This window comes from Sediminitomix flava (genome assembly GCF_003149185.1).
GTDB lineage: Bacteria > Bacteroidota > Bacteroidia > Cytophagales > Flammeovirgaceae > Sediminitomix > Sediminitomix flava.
Window position 1 is genome coordinate 76,040 of the sequence record NZ_QGDO01000007.1, and the last position, 17,148, is coordinate 93,187.

15 protein-coding genes are annotated in these 17,148 nt (G+C 34.5%); 8 read left to right on the top strand and 7 right to left on the bottom strand.

Annotation, left to right across the window (positions count from 1 at the left end; all coding sequences use genetic code 11):
- From BC781_RS20860 to hrpB, 3 genes are all read right to left on the bottom strand, one after another.
- The gene (locus BC781_RS20860; protein WP_109621557.1) at nt 1-441 is read right to left on the bottom strand and encodes a hypothetical protein; all 441 of its coding nucleotides are present in this window, start codon (nt 439-441) and stop codon (nt 1-3) included.
- 271 nt (nt 442-712) lie between these two features.
- Complete coding sequence (locus BC781_RS20865) at nt 713-1,228, bottom strand: DUF3575 domain-containing protein (protein ID WP_109621560.1); 516 nt, start codon at nt 1,226-1,228, stop codon at nt 713-715.
- Between the two features lie 140 nt (nt 1,229-1,368).
- A complete protein-coding gene (hrpB, locus tag BC781_RS20870) occupies nt 1,369-3,852 on the bottom strand; it encodes an ATP-dependent helicase HrpB (protein WP_109621562.1) in 2,484 nt (827 codons plus the stop codon).
- Nucleotides 3,853-4,181: 329 nt separating this feature from the next.
- On the opposite strand from hrpB, the gene BC781_RS20875 reads away from it, so the two are divergent.
- Both BC781_RS20875 and eno read left to right on the top strand, forming a co-directional pair.
- Complete coding sequence (locus tag BC781_RS20875; protein WP_109621564.1) at nt 4,182-5,420, top strand: aminotransferase class I/II-fold pyridoxal phosphate-dependent enzyme; 1,239 nt, start codon at nt 4,182-4,184, stop codon at nt 5,418-5,420.
- A gap of 129 nt (nt 5,421-5,549) precedes the next feature.
- The gene (gene eno / locus BC781_RS20880) at nt 5,550-6,959 is read left to right on the top strand and encodes a phosphopyruvate hydratase (protein ID WP_109621566.1); all 1,410 of its coding nucleotides are present in this window, start codon (nt 5,550-5,552) and stop codon (nt 6,957-6,959) included.
- Between the two features lie 74 nt (nt 6,960-7,033).
- Here eno and ispG read toward each other — a convergent pair whose 3' ends face one another.
- The gene (ispG, locus tag BC781_RS20885; protein WP_109621568.1) at nt 7,034-9,028 is read right to left on the bottom strand and encodes a (E)-4-hydroxy-3-methylbut-2-enyl-diphosphate synthase; all 1,995 of its coding nucleotides are present in this window, start codon (nt 9,026-9,028) and stop codon (nt 7,034-7,036) included.
- A gap of 376 nt (nt 9,029-9,404) precedes the next feature.
- Here ispG and BC781_RS20890 point away from each other — a divergent pair, with 376 nt between their 5' ends.
- On the top strand, nt 9,405-10,049 hold the full coding sequence (locus BC781_RS20890) for a hypothetical protein (protein WP_146201750.1): 645 nt from the start codon (nt 9,405-9,407) through the stop codon (nt 10,047-10,049).
- Nucleotides 10,050-10,102: 53 nt separating this feature from the next.
- Here BC781_RS20890 and BC781_RS20895 read toward each other — a convergent pair whose 3' ends face one another.
- Nucleotides 10,103-11,290 carry a proline dehydrogenase family protein gene (locus tag BC781_RS20895; protein ID WP_109621572.1) on the bottom strand — a complete coding sequence of 396 codons (1,188 nt, stop codon included), beginning with the start codon at nt 11,288-11,290 and terminating at the stop codon, nt 10,103-10,105.
- A gap of 177 nt (nt 11,291-11,467) precedes the next feature.
- On the opposite strand from BC781_RS20895, the gene BC781_RS20900 reads away from it, so the two are divergent.
- Together BC781_RS20900 and trxA are read left to right on the top strand one after the other, a co-directional pair.
- A complete protein-coding gene (locus BC781_RS20900) occupies nt 11,468-12,061 on the top strand; it encodes a nitroreductase family protein (RefSeq protein ID WP_109621574.1) in 594 nt (197 codons plus the stop codon).
- 198 nt (nt 12,062-12,259) lie between these two features.
- Complete coding sequence (gene trxA, locus BC781_RS20905) at nt 12,260-12,583, top strand: thioredoxin (protein WP_109621576.1); 324 nt, start codon at nt 12,260-12,262, stop codon at nt 12,581-12,583.
- Nucleotides 12,584-12,703: 120 nt separating this feature from the next.
- Here the strand turns inward: trxA and BC781_RS20910 are convergent, their stop codons facing one another.
- On the bottom strand, nt 12,704-13,177 hold the full coding sequence (locus tag BC781_RS20910; RefSeq protein ID WP_109621578.1) for a DUF4293 domain-containing protein: 474 nt from the start codon (nt 13,175-13,177) through the stop codon (nt 12,704-12,706).
- Between the two features lie 161 nt (nt 13,178-13,338).
- Between BC781_RS20910 and BC781_RS20915 the strand changes: the two genes are divergently transcribed.
- Nucleotides 13,339-13,836, top strand: a complete 498-nt coding sequence (locus BC781_RS20915; RefSeq protein ID WP_109621580.1) for a hypothetical protein — start codon at nt 13,339-13,341, stop codon at nt 13,834-13,836.
- On the opposite strand, the gene BC781_RS20920 is transcribed toward BC781_RS20915, so the two are convergent.
- On the bottom strand, nt 13,814-15,187 hold the full coding sequence (locus BC781_RS20920; RefSeq protein ID WP_109621582.1) for a hypothetical protein: 1,374 nt from the start codon (nt 15,185-15,187) through the stop codon (nt 13,814-13,816). The two genes, BC781_RS20915 and BC781_RS20920, sit on opposite strands and share 23 nt — an antisense overlap.
- A 138-nt stretch (nt 15,188-15,325) precedes the next feature.
- Here BC781_RS20920 and BC781_RS20925 point away from each other — a divergent pair, with 138 nt between their 5' ends.
- Both BC781_RS20925 and BC781_RS20930 read left to right on the top strand, forming a co-directional pair.
- A complete protein-coding gene (locus tag BC781_RS20925; protein ID WP_158281542.1) occupies nt 15,326-16,204 on the top strand; it encodes a prephenate dehydrogenase/arogenate dehydrogenase family protein in 879 nt (292 codons plus the stop codon).
- A 141-nt stretch (nt 16,205-16,345) separates the two neighbouring features.
- A complete protein-coding gene (locus BC781_RS20930; RefSeq protein ID WP_109621586.1) occupies nt 16,346-17,098 on the top strand; it encodes a tetratricopeptide repeat protein in 753 nt (250 codons plus the stop codon).
- Nucleotides 17,099-17,148: the final 50 nt, after the last annotated feature.

Below are 17,148 nucleotides of genomic sequence, written 5' to 3' on the forward strand. Positions count from 1 at the left end.
TCATTTGTTGAAAATGAAAATTCTATCATCTAGTAAATCATTTTCTTTTTCTCTTTCAATCTTGTAATTATTTTCCAAGAGCCATTCTTCGGCCTCTTTATAATTTTTGCAGAGCTTTACATCTGCCAATCCTCTATTTGTTACAATCGTTTCAATAAAGTGATACGTCTCGTTGTATTCAGGAACATGATTCACCCATGCAATCTTTGGATATACAGGTACGTCTAATATTTCAAAAAATTTGACATGTTGAAAAGCATCTCTTAATGATAAATTATTCGCTGTTTTTGATTCTCCTAACACCTTAAATTTATTTACTTCACAACATGCTTCATGAACTTTAGTCCACAGTTCTAATGAATTTTCAAAACTGTCTTCCCCAGATTGGAATGCATAGATATAATTCTCTCTGATTTCAACTTTGATATTTTCATTAAGCATATACGAAGGATTTAATCACACTTCCTTATCATGAAATAAAATAACCTATAAATCTTGGGAATGGATATATCACATTGAAAGTATTAACAGAATATCAAACTTGTTTAGAAGGGCTGAAGAAGAGTTAAAGAATAGTAGATAATAGATTCTGATTGAGAATGAAGTGCTTAGTTTTGGTTAGGTTTTTCACTAAAAAAGCATCAGATCATAAACCTGATGCTTCCATAAATATTTTAGAGATACAAACTGTTTTGTTCGTGATCACTCTTGATTAAAATGCATATCCGAGAGCTATACCCAAAATAGGGCCAGTAGCTGAAATTGATGTACCTTCATCAAATGAAGATTCATCGAAGCTGTATGAACCATAGCCACCATAAAGGTCTAGAACAAAGCCACTGTCATAAATCCATTGATGACCAAATACAGCACCAATTCGAGTAAATGCCACACTATTGTCAGATGAAGTTTCAGTCAGACTACCAACAGAAAGGACTGGAGAAAGGTACATTCCGGCAGGGGATGTACGGTTCTTAGAAAAGTGGAAACGGTATTCTATACCTACGCTTGTTCCTGTAATTCCAAGTGTACTCCAGTTTAAGTATTCCCCAGAAAGAAGTACCGAGGATGCTGTTTCTCCAATCTGACGTTCATAAGTCAAATTGTAGACACTTAATAGAGCGCCTAGTGGATTTACCTTTACAAGATTTTTTGGTTGCTCATCTTGAGCATTGACAATACTAGTAGTTAATAATAGAGCGAAAAATAGTAGTAAAGCTTTTTTCATAATGTAGATAAAAAATAATAAATGTTAATTTTTGGATGCTCTAATATATAGAATTATTTGAAAGTCAATCTATTTACAGATGAAAAATATTGGTCAAAAAAAGCAAAAGGGCAAAGATTACTTTGCCCTTTTGCTAAATACTACTTTTTTCGTTTTACGCCTCTCACAGCCTCTGCATCTGTAGGATCATCTGGCCATGAATGTTTAGGGTAACGTCTTTTCATCTCTTTTTTAACTTCAAAATAGGTGTTTTCCCAAAAGCTTCTCAAGTCAGCCGTAATTTGAACAACTTTAAATCCTGGGGAAAGCAAGTGCATAAGAACACCATTCTTTCCATTATTGATCATTGGTGTAGCCTCCAATCCGAAGACTTCTTGAAGTCTTACAGCTAAGATTGGAGGGTTACCTTTTTCATCGTACTGAATCTTGATGTTTGATCCACTCGGTACTTTGATTTTGCTAGGGGCAAGTTTTTCTAACTTTTCTTGAAATTCCCAATCCAAGCTATGCTGTAGAATTTCTAGTAAGTTGAGCTTTTTCAGGTCGTCCGCATTTTTGACTTTATTGATATAAGGCGAAATCCACTTTTCGCAATCAACAAGTAGAGAAGCCGTTGATACATCTGGCCAATGTTGTTCCGGGTTCCAATGACGAAGTGATAGAATACGTGATTGCCATTGTTGAACATCCTTATTGAAGTCTAACAACCGTTCTCCATCTTTTTTTATGGCATCACAAATTGCTTGTTGTCTAAGAGACTCATCGGGGTGATGAATAGGTGTACTTTTTAATACTATATTTCCAATTCTAAGATCATTAGAGGCAATCAATTCTCCATCTCGGTAATCCCAAGTGATAACTTCCTTTTGTTTTACCATAGGAGCTAAATCTTTAGGATCGAGAGGTGAGGCTAGAAATATTTTACCCATTTCATCTCTTGCATCTATACTTGCTACGGCTAGCCAAGGCTCATGTGCTAAATCATCTTTATGACCAATGAATGCTATTTTTCCATTTGATAATTGAAACTGTGCATTGTTACCCGGTCTTGCACAAGCAATCCTTTCTGGATAAGCGTGAGCTAGAAGAATGCCTGTTTCATAAGCATCAACGTAATTATTTTCAGCTTCTATTTTGAATAGTTTTCGGTAAGAATTAGCGATTTTTTCGATGTGAGCAAAACGCTTTCCTTTACCTTTTTCTTTCCTGTAACGTCTTAATGCCTCAATTCGCTCATTGATATCGGTTCCATGTTCTTTCCCTAAAGGATCACGTTCTTCTAATAAGGCAGCTAAATCAGTTGCCAAAGCCAAAAGGTCATTTTCCTCTGCATAAACGAGCATATGCGCAATCCTTGGGTGTGTAGGAAGTTGATGTAGCTCTTTCCCATGTTCAGTGATATTTCCATGTTCAAGCGCATCAAGACTGTGTAATAATTCTTTTGCTTGAGAAACACTACCTTTTGGAGGAGGAGTAAGCCATGTTAAATCTTCTGGATTTCGAATACCCCATTCAGCCATATCCAAAACTAAAGAAGCCAAATCAGCCTGTTCTATTTCAGGCATACGGTGTTCATCGAGTCTTGAATTGGTTACTGGATTCCAAAGCCTATAACATACTCCTTCTGACAAACGACCAGCTCTACCTGCTCTTTGATCTGCTGAATCTCTAGAAATTCGATGAGTTTTGAGTCTTGTAAGAGCAGATTGTGGATCAAATTCAGAATGTCTTCCAAACCCAGAATCTACAACTATTTTAATGCCTTCAATGGTTAAACTCGTTTCAGCTATTGAAGTGGATAGTACTACTTTTCTCTTTCCTTCTCTATTTGGTAAAATAGCAGCGCGTTGTTTACCCTGAGGTAATTGTCCAAATAATGGATGTATTTTAAAGTCGGGAAGTTCATTTCTCAAAATACCTTCACAACGCATAATTTCACCTTGTCCGGGTAGGAAAGCTAGAACATCACCTTCATGTTTCTTTACCGCTCTGATGATTGCATTGGCAGTTAATTCGGGTATTAGGTACGGATCAGTATCTTCTAAATGATGAATGGCTACAGGATATTGCCTTCCTTCACTTTCAACTACTTTAGCATTTAGCATAGTTGAAAGGTGTTTCATATCTAAAGTAGCAGACATGATCAGTAATTTCAGATCGGGACGAAGAACCTGTTGAGACTCTCTGCTGAGTGCAAGTGCTACATCTGCGTTTAGACTTCTTTCATGAAATTCATCGAAAATGATTAACCCAATATTCTCTAGTGCATTATCATTGTGAAGCATTCTAGTCAAAATACCTTCAGTAAGCACTTCAATTTTTGTTTCTGAAGATACTTTTGTTTCAAATCTGATACGGTAACCGACAGTTTGTCCAACTTCTTCACCCAATAGATCAGCCATACGAGCAGCAATACTTTTTGCCGCAAGTCTACGAGGTTCTAGCATTAATATTTTCTTATTACCCAACCAAGATTGCTCTAACAACGCAAGTGGTAATAAGGTACTTTTTCCAGCACCAGGAGGTGCTTTTATGATGAGTGTTTGTTCGTTTTCTAAATGATTTTTTACCTCAGGGATAATATCTTTTACAGGTAAATCTATTGAAGCGAAGTCAAATGCCATAAGTTTAGATTCTGTTTGATCTGCAATTTACCAATTCCTACTCAGACCCTAAACATGAGAGTGCTTAGAATAAATCAAATAGCTTCAATTTTCAATTTAGATATTTCTTAATCTGTTGATTATACATTTAAATTGTCTCATAGATTGAGTTAATTGATTTAGATATTTGTAAAAAAAACAAAGAATTCGTGCTTATTATTTAAAGATTTCGCAATTTTGGAATATTACTTATTGGATACAATATTGTCTTATTTCATTCTGCTTTTTCTCTAGAAGTACAAATTAAAATTTGTAATAGAAAAGAGGGAAGTAGATCAAACTATACTATAATGAGTTCAAAATTAGAATCTTTACAACTGCGTTACGAAGAAGCAAAAGCTAAAAATTTAGATTTAGATATGCGAAGAGGTAAGCCTGGTTCAGAGCAGCTTGACCTTACATTGCCAATGTTGGATTTGGTGACTTCTTCTGATTATAAAACAGCAGCAGGAGCTGATACTAGAAATTATGGCGGTATCGATGGAATTCCTGAAATGAAGACTTTCTTCAAAGAGTTTTTAGAAGTATCATCAGAAGATGAAGTAATTGTAGGAGGTAATTCTAGCTTGAACTTGATGCACGATACGGTAGCTAGAGCGATGTCTCATGGCGTGGTTGGAAGTGAACTACCTTGGTCAAAGCTTGGCAAAGTGAAGTTTTTGTGTCCATCTCCTGGTTACGACAGGCATTTCTCAGTTTGTCAGCATTTTGGTATTGAAATGATTACCGTTGATATGACTCCAGAAGGCCCTGACTGTGATCAAATAGAGAAGTTAGTAGCTGAAGATGATTCAATCAAAGGTATTTGGGTTGTTCCTAAATATTCTAACCCTACAGGTATCACTTGTAGCGAAGAAGTTGTATCTCGTTTAGCGAAAATGACTACCGCTGCGACTGATTTCAGAATTTTCTGGGATAATGCTTATTCGGTTCATCATCTTGCAGACGAAGGTTATCAGTTGGCAAATATCTTCGAGCTATGTAAAGCAGCTAACACTTTGGATAGAGTCTTTATTTATGGTTCTTCTTCAAAAATTAGTTTTGCAGGTTCTGGAGTAGCTGCAATGGCTGGTAGTAAAGCCAATATGGATTGGATGAAAGGACATTTATCAATGTCTACTATTGGTCCAGACAAGATTAACCAAGTCCGTCATATGCGTTTCTTCAAAGATTTCGATGGATTGAAGTCGCATATGAAAAAGCATGCTGAGATTATCAAGCCTAAGTTTGATACTGTAATTGAAGTTTTAGAGGCTGAATTGGGCGGTAAAGGTGTTGCGACTTGGACAAAACCAAATGGAGGTTACTTTATCAGTCTTGATACAAATGAAGGTTGCGCTAAAAGAGTTGTAGAGTTGGCTGATGCTGTAGGTGTAAAACTGACAGGAGCAGGGGCAACTTTCCCTTACAAGAATGACCCGAAAGATTCTAATATCAGGTTAGCGCCAACTTTCCCAAGTATTGACGAAATAAGACAAGCAATGGAAGTTGTATGTCTTTGTGTTGAACTTGCAGATGCTGAAAAATAACATTTCAGATAAATAGATATTTAAGAAGCCTTTTCTATTCAGAAAGGGCTTTTTTATTACACCTCAGTCTATTCTGCTTGATTTAATTAAATCTCTGTGTTTAGGATGAAGAACTAAACTAATTCAAAAATGGAGATTAGAAATATTCAAGCTCAAGAGGTTTTAGATTCAAGAGGTAACCCTACCGTAGAGGTTGAAATAACCTTGTCAAATGGACAAATAGCAAGAGCTATTGTTCCTTCAGGAGCATCTACGGGTGAAAAAGAAGCTGTCGAGCTCAGAGACAATGACCCGAATAGGTACGAAGGGAAGGGAGTGCAAATGGCTGTTCGTAATGTAAATGACATTATTGCCCCTGCACTAATCGGGATGGATGTAACTAGACAGCGTGAAATTGATTATAGAATGATTGAGCTAGATGGTACACCCAACAAAAGTCTTTTGGGTGCTAATGCTATTTTAGGGGTTTCACTTGCTTCCGCTAGATCTGCTTCTCAAGCTTTGAATATGCCATTATTCCAATACCTTGGAGGAGTGAATGCCTGTAAACTTCCTGTGCCTTGTATGAATGTATTGAATGGAGGGAGACACGCAACGAATAGGGTAGACTTTCAAGAGTTTATGATAGCACCTCATAATGCACCAAATTTCCAAGAGTCGATCAGAATGGGAGTTGAGACTTTTCATGCACTAAAAAAGGTTCTTTTAGATCATAAATTGAATACAGGAATTGGTGATGAAGGAGGTTACGCGCCCGATCTAAAATCAAATGAAGAAGCGGTAGAGTTTATACTGAGGGCAATAGAAAAGGCTGGATATATTCCTGGTGAAGATATTTCTATTTGTGTTGATCCTGCTTCATCTGAGATGTGGGAGAATGGTAAATACCGTTTTTTCAAATCTGATCAATCTCTAAAGTCCTCAGATCAGATGGTAAGACTTTATGAAGACTGGGTAAAAAAATATCCAATTGTTCTTCTTGAAGATGGAATGGGAGAGGAAGATTGGGAAGGTTGGGATACCTTAACAAAAGCAATCGGAAATAAAGTAGAATTGGTAGGAGATGATTTGTTGTGTACCAATAAAAAGCTTCTTCAAAAAGCTATTGATTTGAATGTCTGTAATTCCATCCTAATTAAGTTAAATCAGATTGGTACACTTTCTGAAACTTTAGAAACAGTTCAATTAGCTGGAGAGAATAATTACAATTGTTTTGTTTCACATCGATCAGGAGAAACCGAAGATACCACCATCGCTGATTTGACTGTGGCAATAGGTGCTGGACATTTAAAGACGGGTTCTGGATGTCGTTCGGAACGAATTTCGAAGTTTAATCAACTGATGAGAATTGAACGATTACTAGGGAATCAAGCGACTTTTGCAGGAATTAATACGTTTAAAAATTCCAATGCATTAAAAAATACAGTCCAGAAAACAGATAAAACAAATACTGAACTGAAAAAGAATGAGTCTACTGAAAAATCGAATGTAAAGTCAATTCCTAGAAAAAGAAGAACATCAACTAAAAAAGCTTCATAAGAGCATAATAATTTGGAAATAAAAAAGCCAAGCTCATTCAATCAGAGCTTGGCTTAATTTATTTTAAAGAAGGATTATCCTTCAATATTTTCTGGTTCAATCCAATTTCCATCTTCACGGATGATATTGATTAATTCATCAACGGCATTTTCTGAATTGACACTTCTTTTGACAACTTCTTGCCCTTTATATAGTGTGATTTTTCCTTTACCAGAACCTACATAACCATAGTCCGCATCAGCCATTTCTCCAGGACCATTTACAATACAGCCCATGATTCCAATTTTAACACCTTTCAAGTGATCTGTTCGTTTACGGATCATAGCGGTAGTTTCTTGCAAATCAAAAAGGGTACGACCACAAGATGGACAAGAGATATACTCAGTTTTGGTCATTCTTGTTCTAGCTGCTTGAAGAATACCAAATGCTAGTTGATTAAAGTTTTTAATTGAGGCTAGAATAGCATCATTTGCTTGCTCTTTAATCAGATTTGTAGAAAGCATCACACCATCACCCATGCCATCAATGAGTAAGCCTCCAATATCTGTAGCAGAGTGCAGTTGAAGTTTCTCTTGATCGGGTTCGTTGTAACTTCTTTCAATAATTACAGGAATGCCAATTTCTTTTTTGTAGAAATCAAAAAGAACGGAGCGAAGCGCAGGCATTGCGTGTGCATTCTCTGTAGATAGGATAAGTACTAGGTTCGGAATTTTAGCAATTGTCTCATCGATTTCCTCAGTTAGTTCTTCTTCAGAAGCTCTTAAGAAATTAATTGACTGATGGAAAGTAGCATCTTTTAGCTCGGCTAAATTATAAAGAGGGTAAACTTCATCTTTGTTTTCTAGCGTATTCCAAGTTGAGTAATCAACGATCTCTTTTAGACCATTAGGAAGCATAAAGCTGATCTTTTGCTGACCTGAATAGATATAATCAGCTCCTTGATCATTCATTCCCCATTTATCTAATTCTGGAAGATAGAAATGCCCAATATTCTTTAAGTCTTTGACCTCAATAGACGCATTATTACTGAAATCTGCGATTACTCTAGGCACGTTATGGTCTCCAATATTTTCAATCTCAACGCTAGCTCTTTTTTCGTACTGGAACGGGTTCTTAGGCGCAACATCGTGTTGGATCGGAAACTCTTTTTGGTCTTTCTCACGAGTTTCATAGCGTTCTACTAGTTTTCTAGCTACTGGAGCTTCCAATTCTGGGTCTTCAGTAAGCGAAACTCGAACAGTGTCACCCAAACCATCTTCAAGAAGTGTCCCGATGCCTACAGCAGATTTTACACGACCATCTTCACCATCACCAGCTTCAGTTACACCAAGATGTAATGGATAAGGTTTTAAGCCTTCTTCATCCATTTTCTGAACGAGCAATCTATATGCTTGAACCATTACTTGAGTGTTACTCGCTTTCATAGAAATCACAATATTGTGATAGTCTAGTTCATCACAAATACGCAAGAACTCAAGGGCTGATTCCACCATACCCATTGGTGTGTCACCATATCTACTCAAAATACGGTCTGATAAAGAACCGTGATTGGTACCAATACGCATAGCAGTACCATGTTCTTTACAGATTTCAACCAAAGGAGTGAATTTTTCCTTAATTCTGTCTAGTTCTTCTTGGTAAGTCGCATCATCGTATTCAATAAATTCGAATTTCTTTTTATCGGCATAGTTACCAGGATTGATTCGAACTTTTTCAACAATTTTTGCGGCTACTTCTGCTGCATTTGGAGTAAAGTGAATGTCCGCTACAAGTGGTACAGTACAACCTCTTTTGCGGAGTTTATCTTTAATATTTTGAAGGTTTTGCGCTTCTTTGATACTAGGAGCAGTGATTCTGACATATTCACAACCAGCTTCAACCATTCTCAAAATTTCTTCTACGGAGCCTTCTGTATCCATGGTATCTACTGTCGTCATAGATTGAATACGTATTGGGTTATCTCCTCCCATCTCTATCCCTCCAATATTTACAGGGATGGTTTTACGTCTTTTATAACGATTTAGATCATCACAGTATGAAAAAGGTGATTTCAAAGTTTTAGCGCACATATATGATCTCGAGTGTTTTATCTTAGTTAAATTCTATAACTATAATTATTCATAGAACTAATTTGTTTACAAAACTAAAAAAGAAATAATGTTTTCGGTTTAATAAATGATGAAAAAATCTAAATCAATGGAAAAGAACTAAATTTCTACAGCTCATTTTTATGAAAGCTTAGGCAGAAATCAACTACAAATTTAGCGTTTATTTAAATGTAAATAATACGCTTGAAATGTTGTGTTTTTAGTATTTAAACTCAGAGTCTTTGTAATCTCTAAAGAAAATTTAAAAGTCTCTTGCCCGATTTTAGTCATAAGGCTGTGTATTAGTTATTCATTGCATATGAATTATTACCCTATTAGACATAATAAATCAAAAGCTATGAGTAAAAGTCTGATAAGATATAATCAATTGCAGCAGGCGAAATCTATCATAGAAGCCTCAATTAATAATGATGATATTGAAGCGGCTTTAGATGAGTATGGTTTTGGCCTTGATAGACTAATTGAAGGTAAAATTTTATTAGAAGAGACTGAAAAGGTACATTATCTAATCATTGATGAAAAAATCCTAAACAAGGAGCTAATAGTTTCTCTAAAAAAGTTACAAGAACATATTAATGAGAGGTTTTTAGTTCATTTTGAGCAAGCGTGTGTAGTTCTTGCAAACCATAAAGAGGCTGTAGTAAGTATGAAATTACAAGAAGAAAGAAGAGAATCTTTTGTCTCTTGGTTAGAGCAGGTTAAAGCCTTTTATTTAAATGCGCTTTTAAACTCGGACATTCTTAGTTTACTTCAATCAGAAGGAATTAATCAACAAGAAATTGAAGAGTTAATACTACTCATAAATACTTTTGAAGATACTTATGATGAATCACTTCAAAAGAAAGGGGCTGTTATAAAAGCCCATAGAAGAATACGTTTTTTATTTAAAAAATTAAATGAATGGGTTGATGAGCTAAAAATGATGGCAAAAATTGCTTTTAAAACTAGCCCGAGAGTTTTACGTGAATATGATTTAGTATAAAAATAAAAGCCATTCTAAAACAGAATGGCTTTCTTATTTATTTTTTCTGAAAATTACTTTTCATTTCGTCTGCGTTGCATTTCCTTCTTAATCAATAAGAATTCTCTACTACTTTGTCCTGAGATTGAAGTATTTTCTTCAGCTCTTCTGAACAAATATGGCATTGTTTCTTCAACAGGTCCATAAGGAACGTATTTCGCAACATTATAACCTGTAATTGAAAGGTTAAGAGATATATGGTCAGACATTCCAAATAATTGTGCAAAGAAGAAGTTAGGATCGTTAGGAGTTATTCCCTTCTGACGAAGCATTCTAACTAATAATTGGCTACTGTCTTCATTGTGCGTTGCACAACATAAAGCTACATTTTCATGATTTGAGATCAAGTGTTCTAATCCTCTATCAAAATCTCTATCGGTAGCTTCTTTATTCGGTTGAATAGGGTCTTTATAACCCATTTCTGTCGCTCTTTCTCTTTCTTTTTCCATGTATGCACCTCTCACAAGCTTGGCTCCAAAATAGTAGCCATTTTTAGTTGCATTGGCATGGTCATTTACCAACTGATCATATTTAGCAGCCACATACATTTGATAAGTGTTATAAATGATAGGGGACTCTTGGTTAAAGCGTTCCATCATTTCAATAGCTATATTATCAATTGGTTGTTGAATCCAAGTTTCTTCTGCATCGATAAATAAGCGAACTTTTAAGTTGTAAGCAGTTTGGCAGATTCTAAGGATTCGTTCATTCCCTTTTTCCCAAATATTTCTTTCTTCAGGTGTAAGTGTTTTACCTTCTTGTACTTTTTGTAAAAGACTAATTGGTAATAAACCTGTTACTTTAAATACAGAAAACGGTACAGCTTTTTCTTTCGCAGATAACTCAATTGTTCTGATGATCTCATTTGTTGTTGCTTCAAAGCTAGAATCATCTTCTTTTCCTTCTACAGAGTAATCAAGGATAGTACCTACTTGTTGATTATATAGTTTTTTGATTGTTGACTTACAATCTTGGATATCTTCACCACCACAGAACTGTTCAAATATGGTGTGTTTCACAATAGATTTCACAAATGGTAAATGGATTTTGAAGGCGGTATTTAGAAAGCTCGTACCGAACTTCACAAGGGAAGGATAATCCATAGCGGCAAATAACGCATACGATTTAGCCAATTCTTGATCGTTTTTAAGAATGAAAGCATTCTTTGTATCCTCAAAATTAACGTGTGTTTTGTTTACCATAGTTTGTTATTTTTCTCTCTTATTAATACGTGAGGTAGTTGTATTGTGTTTAGTAGCAATTTGAGCGGACTTGCCCAAATACTGCATATAAATATCCAATTATAAATAAAAAGAAACAATACTTGTGCTTTTAAGTTAAACCTTACACGCGTGAATGTTTGTTAATATAGAAGTGATATGGTAAAAGAGTATCAATATAAGGTAATAAATGACGTAATCAGGTCGAGAAGATCAGTATTTCCAGCTCAATTTTCTGATAAAAAGATCGAGAAGGAGGTCATTGATCAAATACTAGAAAATGCGAATTGGGCTCCGAATCATGGGCATACTGAACCTTGGCGATTTTTTGTTTTTTCTGGTGAAGGTTTGAAACAATTAGGAGAGGCTCAATCTAAAATTTATAAAGAAGTAACCTCAGAAGAGGATTTTGATAAAAATAAATTTGAGAAATTACTTCATAAACCCAATATGGCTTCACATGTTATAGCTATTGCAATGAAACGAGGGGATAATCCTAAGATTCCTGAAATTGAAGAAATTGAAGCTGTTGCCTGTGCCGTTCAAAATATTTACCTAACGGCCACAGCTTATGGAGTAGGAGGTTATTGGGGTAGTGGTGGAATTACCTACATGGAAGAAGCAAAAGAGTTATTCGGATTAGGGGAGGATGATAAAGTTTTAGGATTTTTTTATTTGGGCTATCCTAAGGAAGGACTTGAATTAGAAGGGAAAAGGAAACCAATTCAAGAAAAAGTGACTTGGATTGAATAGATCGATTTAAGAAGGTTGCCTTTTTCACTTTGTAAATGACCTTCTTTTAATGATATTTGCAAAATCTATTTAACGATAGAAAATATCGATTGGTGTTTTTGAAACATTTCGATCATAATTGTAGTATTGTATTATGAAGATGTCTTCATGTATTGAATACGAAACTCATTTTAATAACCATAAAAGCGATTAAAAAAAATGGCAAAAGCAATTGAAATTACCGATGCTAACTTCTCTGAAGTTGTGAAGAGTTCTGAAAAACCAGTTTTGGTTGATTTTTGGGCTGTATGGTGTGGACCATGTCAAATGGTTGCTCCAATCGTAGAAGAATTGGCAGGTGATTTTGACGGACAAGCAGTTATCGGTAAGCTAGATGTAGATGCAAACCAAAATACAGCTGCTGAATTTGGTATTCGTTCTATCCCTACAATGCTAATCTTCAAAGGTGGAGAAGTAGTAGATAAAGTAGTTGGAGCGACTTCTAAAAAAGATCTAGAAGCTAGAATTCAAGCTCAAATGTAATTTGAGATTACATATTAAAGAATGAAGGCCTCTTTGGAAACAAAGAGGCCTTTTTTTAGCAAAAATAAAAAGGCTTCAATTTGATTGAAGCCTTTTGGTATTCTGTATTTTAAAGAATAATTATCTAAGTCTATCTACAGATTTAACAAGTTTCTCATCTTTCCAGATAAAACGAGTTGCCATTCTGTTGAATACAAGAGCAGCAATAGGTAAGAAGAAGCCAGCTTTGAAATTTCCTTGGTTAACTTCCTCACCAAACATTGGAATTCCTTTTAAGAACACCAAATAAACATTGATTCCCATAACAGCGGCAATGAATAGTGCATTTAGCGTATTGATCTTAACCTGATTCATTCTGTTCTTGAAGCTAAACATGCTACCCATAGCAATAGCAGAAGCTAAACAAGCGACAATGGCAAGATAAATTGTATTTACTGTTGCAATTACCGTATCGTCATTGCTGTGTGTAAGGCTCATAGCATTCAAAACGGCTAAATCATCTCCTTCTATTTTCACCCAAATATCAGTGAAAAGTACTCCAAACATACATGCGGCAACTAAAAATAAAAATACCGATTGAATTCTTTGAATCATGTTAGAAATCTTTATTGTTCTTGATCGTATCTATTTAATATAGAATGCCGACAAATTTAACTATTCGTTTTTGAATTATAAACCATTAAGGAAAATAATCGCCACAATATAGGTCAAATTGGATCGTTTTAGTTTAAATAAAATCTAAAATTATTCAAATCATGAAGCATAAATATAAATATAAATTTATACATAGAGAGGAATGTTCTATTCAGACAAATATTTTAGATAGAGAATTTGAGAATGAGTTTCTGAAAATTACCGAAGAAGGGAAATGGATATTTAAGCAATCAGAAGAAGGTTTTGCATGGGATGGATGTTCTCCTAAATTTTCACTATTAGGTATTTATTTCGGTACTCCAGATGGTGTGACCGATGAAATAACAGAAAAGCCTAAGACCTATTATGCGAGTTTATTTCATGATTTGGTGTATAGAAATAAAACAGTAGTACCAATTTCTCGAAAGGAATCAGATAAGATTTTCTTGTTGATGTTGAGGCATTCGAAGTTTCCTTTGGCAGGGTTATATTTCTTTTTTGTGAGACTATTTGGTAGACTTTATGGGAAATGGACTTTTAAAAGAAGTCAGAAAAACATCAAATTGATAAGTGTTGAAACGCCAATCCCAAATAAACTTAAAATGGAATTAAGTGAATAGTATGACTTCGTCTAAAAATCTCATTGATTTTTAGACGGTCTTTCCATATTCCTATCAATAGAATTAAATATTCTAATCCAATAAAATAATAGTTTTCAGCGTATGAACTGTCTTGATAGGCTATGTAGCTGAGTATAACTCCTAGGGACCAGTAAATTGGGAACTTCATATCAAAAAACAATCCTAAAGCAATCATAGGAATTATGTACCAAGGGTGGATGATTGTTGCTGATAAAAGGTAGATTAATAGGCTAAGTAACATAAAGAAGCTCACTACTTCTACATTTCCTTTTTTGATAACTGCAGTAATTAAAATAAACGTAATCGGAATCAAACTCAAAGATCTTCCAGCTGTCCCAATAATATTATATCCTTTATGCCAATAACCTACTTCTCTAATGAGATAATAAATTGACGCATTGAATTCGAATTTCTGAAAATAGAGATTTACACTCTCTCTCATGTGTATCAAACTGTCAAAATCCATGAATACAGCAAACCAAATGATACAGAATATAAATGTACGAATGTAGTAGAGGGTAGAGTCTCTAAAATTGAGTTTACAAAATATAAAAGGAAGAAACATGAGAGGTAGTAACTTGGAAGCTATAGCGAGACTCATAAAGAAAGATGATAATAACATTTTCTGCTTTTGTAAAAAATAAAGGCTAGCTAGTAAGAAGCAGATCATATATGCTTCAAAATGAATATTCCCGACCAATTCAATAATTACCAAAGGGTTTAATGCATAAATCGCCAAGTAGGCTAAATCCTTCTTCCAAAGTTTCAATAATTTTAGAATGAAATAGAAACTTCCAATCTCAGTACAAAGGATTAAAAGCTTCATTAAAAATATACCATAGGCGTAACTTCCAAGTTTACTAACCAATGCTGAAAGATAAAAGCTAGCTTGTAAAACTGGGGGGTAGATCGTATAGTAATTTGGAGAATTCATCTTATCAAAAAGATACTTTTCTAATCCAAGTTCTATATATGAACCGTCTTGAATATATTCTGAAGGAAGTTTTAGAAATGGGTCAATTCCTTTAGTTAAAAGTTCTCCATCCCATAAAAATCGATAAAAATCATCAGATAAGTTGGGAGTACTAAATAGTAGTAGAATTCTCGATATAACTCCTAAAGCTAGTACCGTTTTTATTGAAAATTGTTTCTTTATAAACCATAAGTAACAAGCAAATAGCACTAAATATTGTCCCCAAAGTAAATTGAACTGCTCCCTTTTTGTCCAATATGAAATACTGATATATAAAATGAAACTCAATAGCATCAAGCTATAAGTCAAGAGTTTAGTGTGAGATGACTTGCTTAGTGAAAAAGTATCTTTTCGCATTTTAAAATGTTTGCTTGCTAAAAGTTAAAAAGCTTATGGATAAATCAATGATTCAGCTAAATTTGTATTTCTATTTAAATAATTCAATTAATTCCCTTCACTTTAGTGAAAAGTGAAGCTTTTTTAAGAAATCTGATAGTGTTTAAAGGAAAAAAAATAGGGGTAATAGGAGGTAGTCAAGGTCTTGGTAGTTGGTTTGTGAAACACTTCCGCTACAGAGGTCTGGATACTAAATTCACTTCTTTAGATGAAACTACAGAGTTTAATTCAAATATTGAACTTGTTGAAGCAGTAGATATCGTTGTATTGGCTGTGCCAATCCAAGCAATGACTTCAACCTTAGAAGAAATATATCCCCACTTGTCTGGGAAGTTCTTAATTGAAATCTGTTCAGTAAAAAAGTTTATAGTTGATAAGTTCTTAGAGCTTAAACAAGCTTATCCTGAAGTAGATTTGAGTTATTATTCGATTCACCCAATGTTTGGGCCTCGAATTAAGAACTTAACAGGTCATGCATTCCTTTTCAATTATATCTATAAAGAGCAGATTGAGTTTACGCAAAGTCTTAAAGAATTTTTACTTGAAGATTATGCCGTAATTCATGATATAGATTATTTGGAGCACGACAAATTAATGGGTTTGGTACAAGGACTAAATCACTTTAATTTGTTTGTGAGTGCCCGTACACTACATGACTTCCACGATAATATCGAGATGATAAAAGCAGTTTCATCACCTGCTTATCGTATATTTTTGGTCTTTTTTACACGTTACGTACTCTCTAATGCAGAGCTTTATGCAGATATCCAAATGTATAATGAATACGTAACAGAAGTATTGAAGACTTTCAGAAAAGAAGTAGATAATCTTTTAGATCTTATTGAAAATAAAGATCGAACAGGCTTTGTTTCTTATGTAGATGAAATGAAACCCTATTTTGAAGATAATGCTTCAGATATTTCTACCTCAACTCAGTTGATTTATCAGTTGGGAAATATCTTAGAACCAAAGAAATAATTGAATTTGGGATGAGTTCTTTGAGTAGTTCTAGGTAGCCTCAATCAAACATAAGCTACTTCAGACTGTTGTGTAATTATATCTGTACAGAGACTCAAAGACAATTGAAAGGAATAATTTAAAGCAGAAGAGAATATATTCATGCATTTTCAAAAAGGTTTAGAGCACGCAAAAAATAAAGAATACGTTCAAGCGATTGAAGCATTTTCAAAAGCAATAGAGGAAAATGCCCAAGATGCAGCGGCTTTTTATAATAGAGGATTAGCAAGATATAAGCAGTCAGAATATAAGTTAGCAATTGATGATTTTAATGTAGCTAACCGAATTTCTCCAGACAATGCCGATATCCTTTCTGATCGAGCTGTCGCAAAACATATGAACGGTCAAAGTAGAGCTGCTATTTCAGATTTTGATAAAGCAGTTGTTCTAGAACCAGAGAACCCTTACCGTTACTCAAGTAGAGCTTTTATTAAGGCACATACAGGTGATGTTTTTGGTGCAATCAAGGATTATGAGAAAGCGATAGAGCTTGATCCAGAAGATTCTATTGCGCACAATAACATGGGCTTGCTTCAAGAAAGAATTGGTCTTAAAAAAGATGCTGAAAAGAATTTTAAAAGAGCTGATGAACTAAATGCTGATATTGATTCCAATTATCAAAAACCAGATGTCAATCAGATTTTAGAAGACTATAAAAAACAGCAAGAACAAGAGAAGAAGGAAAAAGAGCAACTTGAAGTTTATGCTAAGCAAAAAGTTGAAGTAAAGACTCTTCCTAAAAATACTAAATTCAAACCAGCCGAATATGCTGGGGTATTGAAAGAAGTTTTTACTAAAAAGGAAATATTTAGAGAGTTTCTTTCTTTTATTTTCAATGGATTTAAGTTGAAATGATAAGAAAATCGAATTCTAGAAACGGGATGATTTGTAAAAGTCATCCCGTT

Excerpts from the sequence above, each read along its gene's own strand:
- BC781_RS20860 (WP_109621557.1), bottom strand. The coding sequence starts at position 441 with ATGCTTAATGAAAATATCAAAGTTGAAATCAGAGAGAATTATATCTAT.
- BC781_RS20865 (WP_109621560.1), bottom strand. The coding sequence starts at position 1,228 with ATGAAAAAAGCTTTACTACTATTTTTCGCTCTATTATTAACTACTAGT.
- hrpB (WP_109621562.1), bottom strand. The coding sequence starts at position 3,852 with ATGGCATTTGACTTCGCTTCAATAGATTTACCTGTAAAAGATATTATC.
- BC781_RS20875 (WP_109621564.1), top strand. The coding sequence starts at position 4,182 with ATGAGTTCAAAATTAGAATCTTTACAACTGCGTTACGAAGAAGCAAAA.
- eno (WP_109621566.1), top strand. The coding sequence starts at position 5,550 with ATGGAGATTAGAAATATTCAAGCTCAAGAGGTTTTAGATTCAAGAGGT.
- ispG (WP_109621568.1), bottom strand. The coding sequence starts at position 9,028 with ATGTGCGCTAAAACTTTGAAATCACCTTTTTCATACTGTGATGATCTA.
- BC781_RS20890 (WP_146201750.1), top strand. The coding sequence starts at position 9,405 with ATGAGTAAAAGTCTGATAAGATATAATCAATTGCAGCAGGCGAAATCT.
- BC781_RS20895 (WP_109621572.1), bottom strand. The coding sequence starts at position 11,290 with ATGGTAAACAAAACACACGTTAATTTTGAGGATACAAAGAATGCTTTC.
- BC781_RS20900 (WP_109621574.1), top strand. The coding sequence starts at position 11,468 with ATGGTAAAAGAGTATCAATATAAGGTAATAAATGACGTAATCAGGTCG.
- trxA (WP_109621576.1), top strand. The coding sequence starts at position 12,260 with ATGGCAAAAGCAATTGAAATTACCGATGCTAACTTCTCTGAAGTTGTG.
- BC781_RS20910 (WP_109621578.1), bottom strand. The coding sequence starts at position 13,177 with ATGATTCAAAGAATTCAATCGGTATTTTTATTTTTAGTTGCCGCATGT.
- BC781_RS20915 (WP_109621580.1), top strand. The coding sequence starts at position 13,339 with ATGAAGCATAAATATAAATATAAATTTATACATAGAGAGGAATGTTCT.
- BC781_RS20920 (WP_109621582.1), bottom strand. The coding sequence starts at position 15,187 with ATGCGAAAAGATACTTTTTCACTAAGCAAGTCATCTCACACTAAACTC.
- BC781_RS20930 (WP_109621586.1), top strand. The coding sequence starts at position 16,346 with ATGCATTTTCAAAAAGGTTTAGAGCACGCAAAAAATAAAGAATACGTT.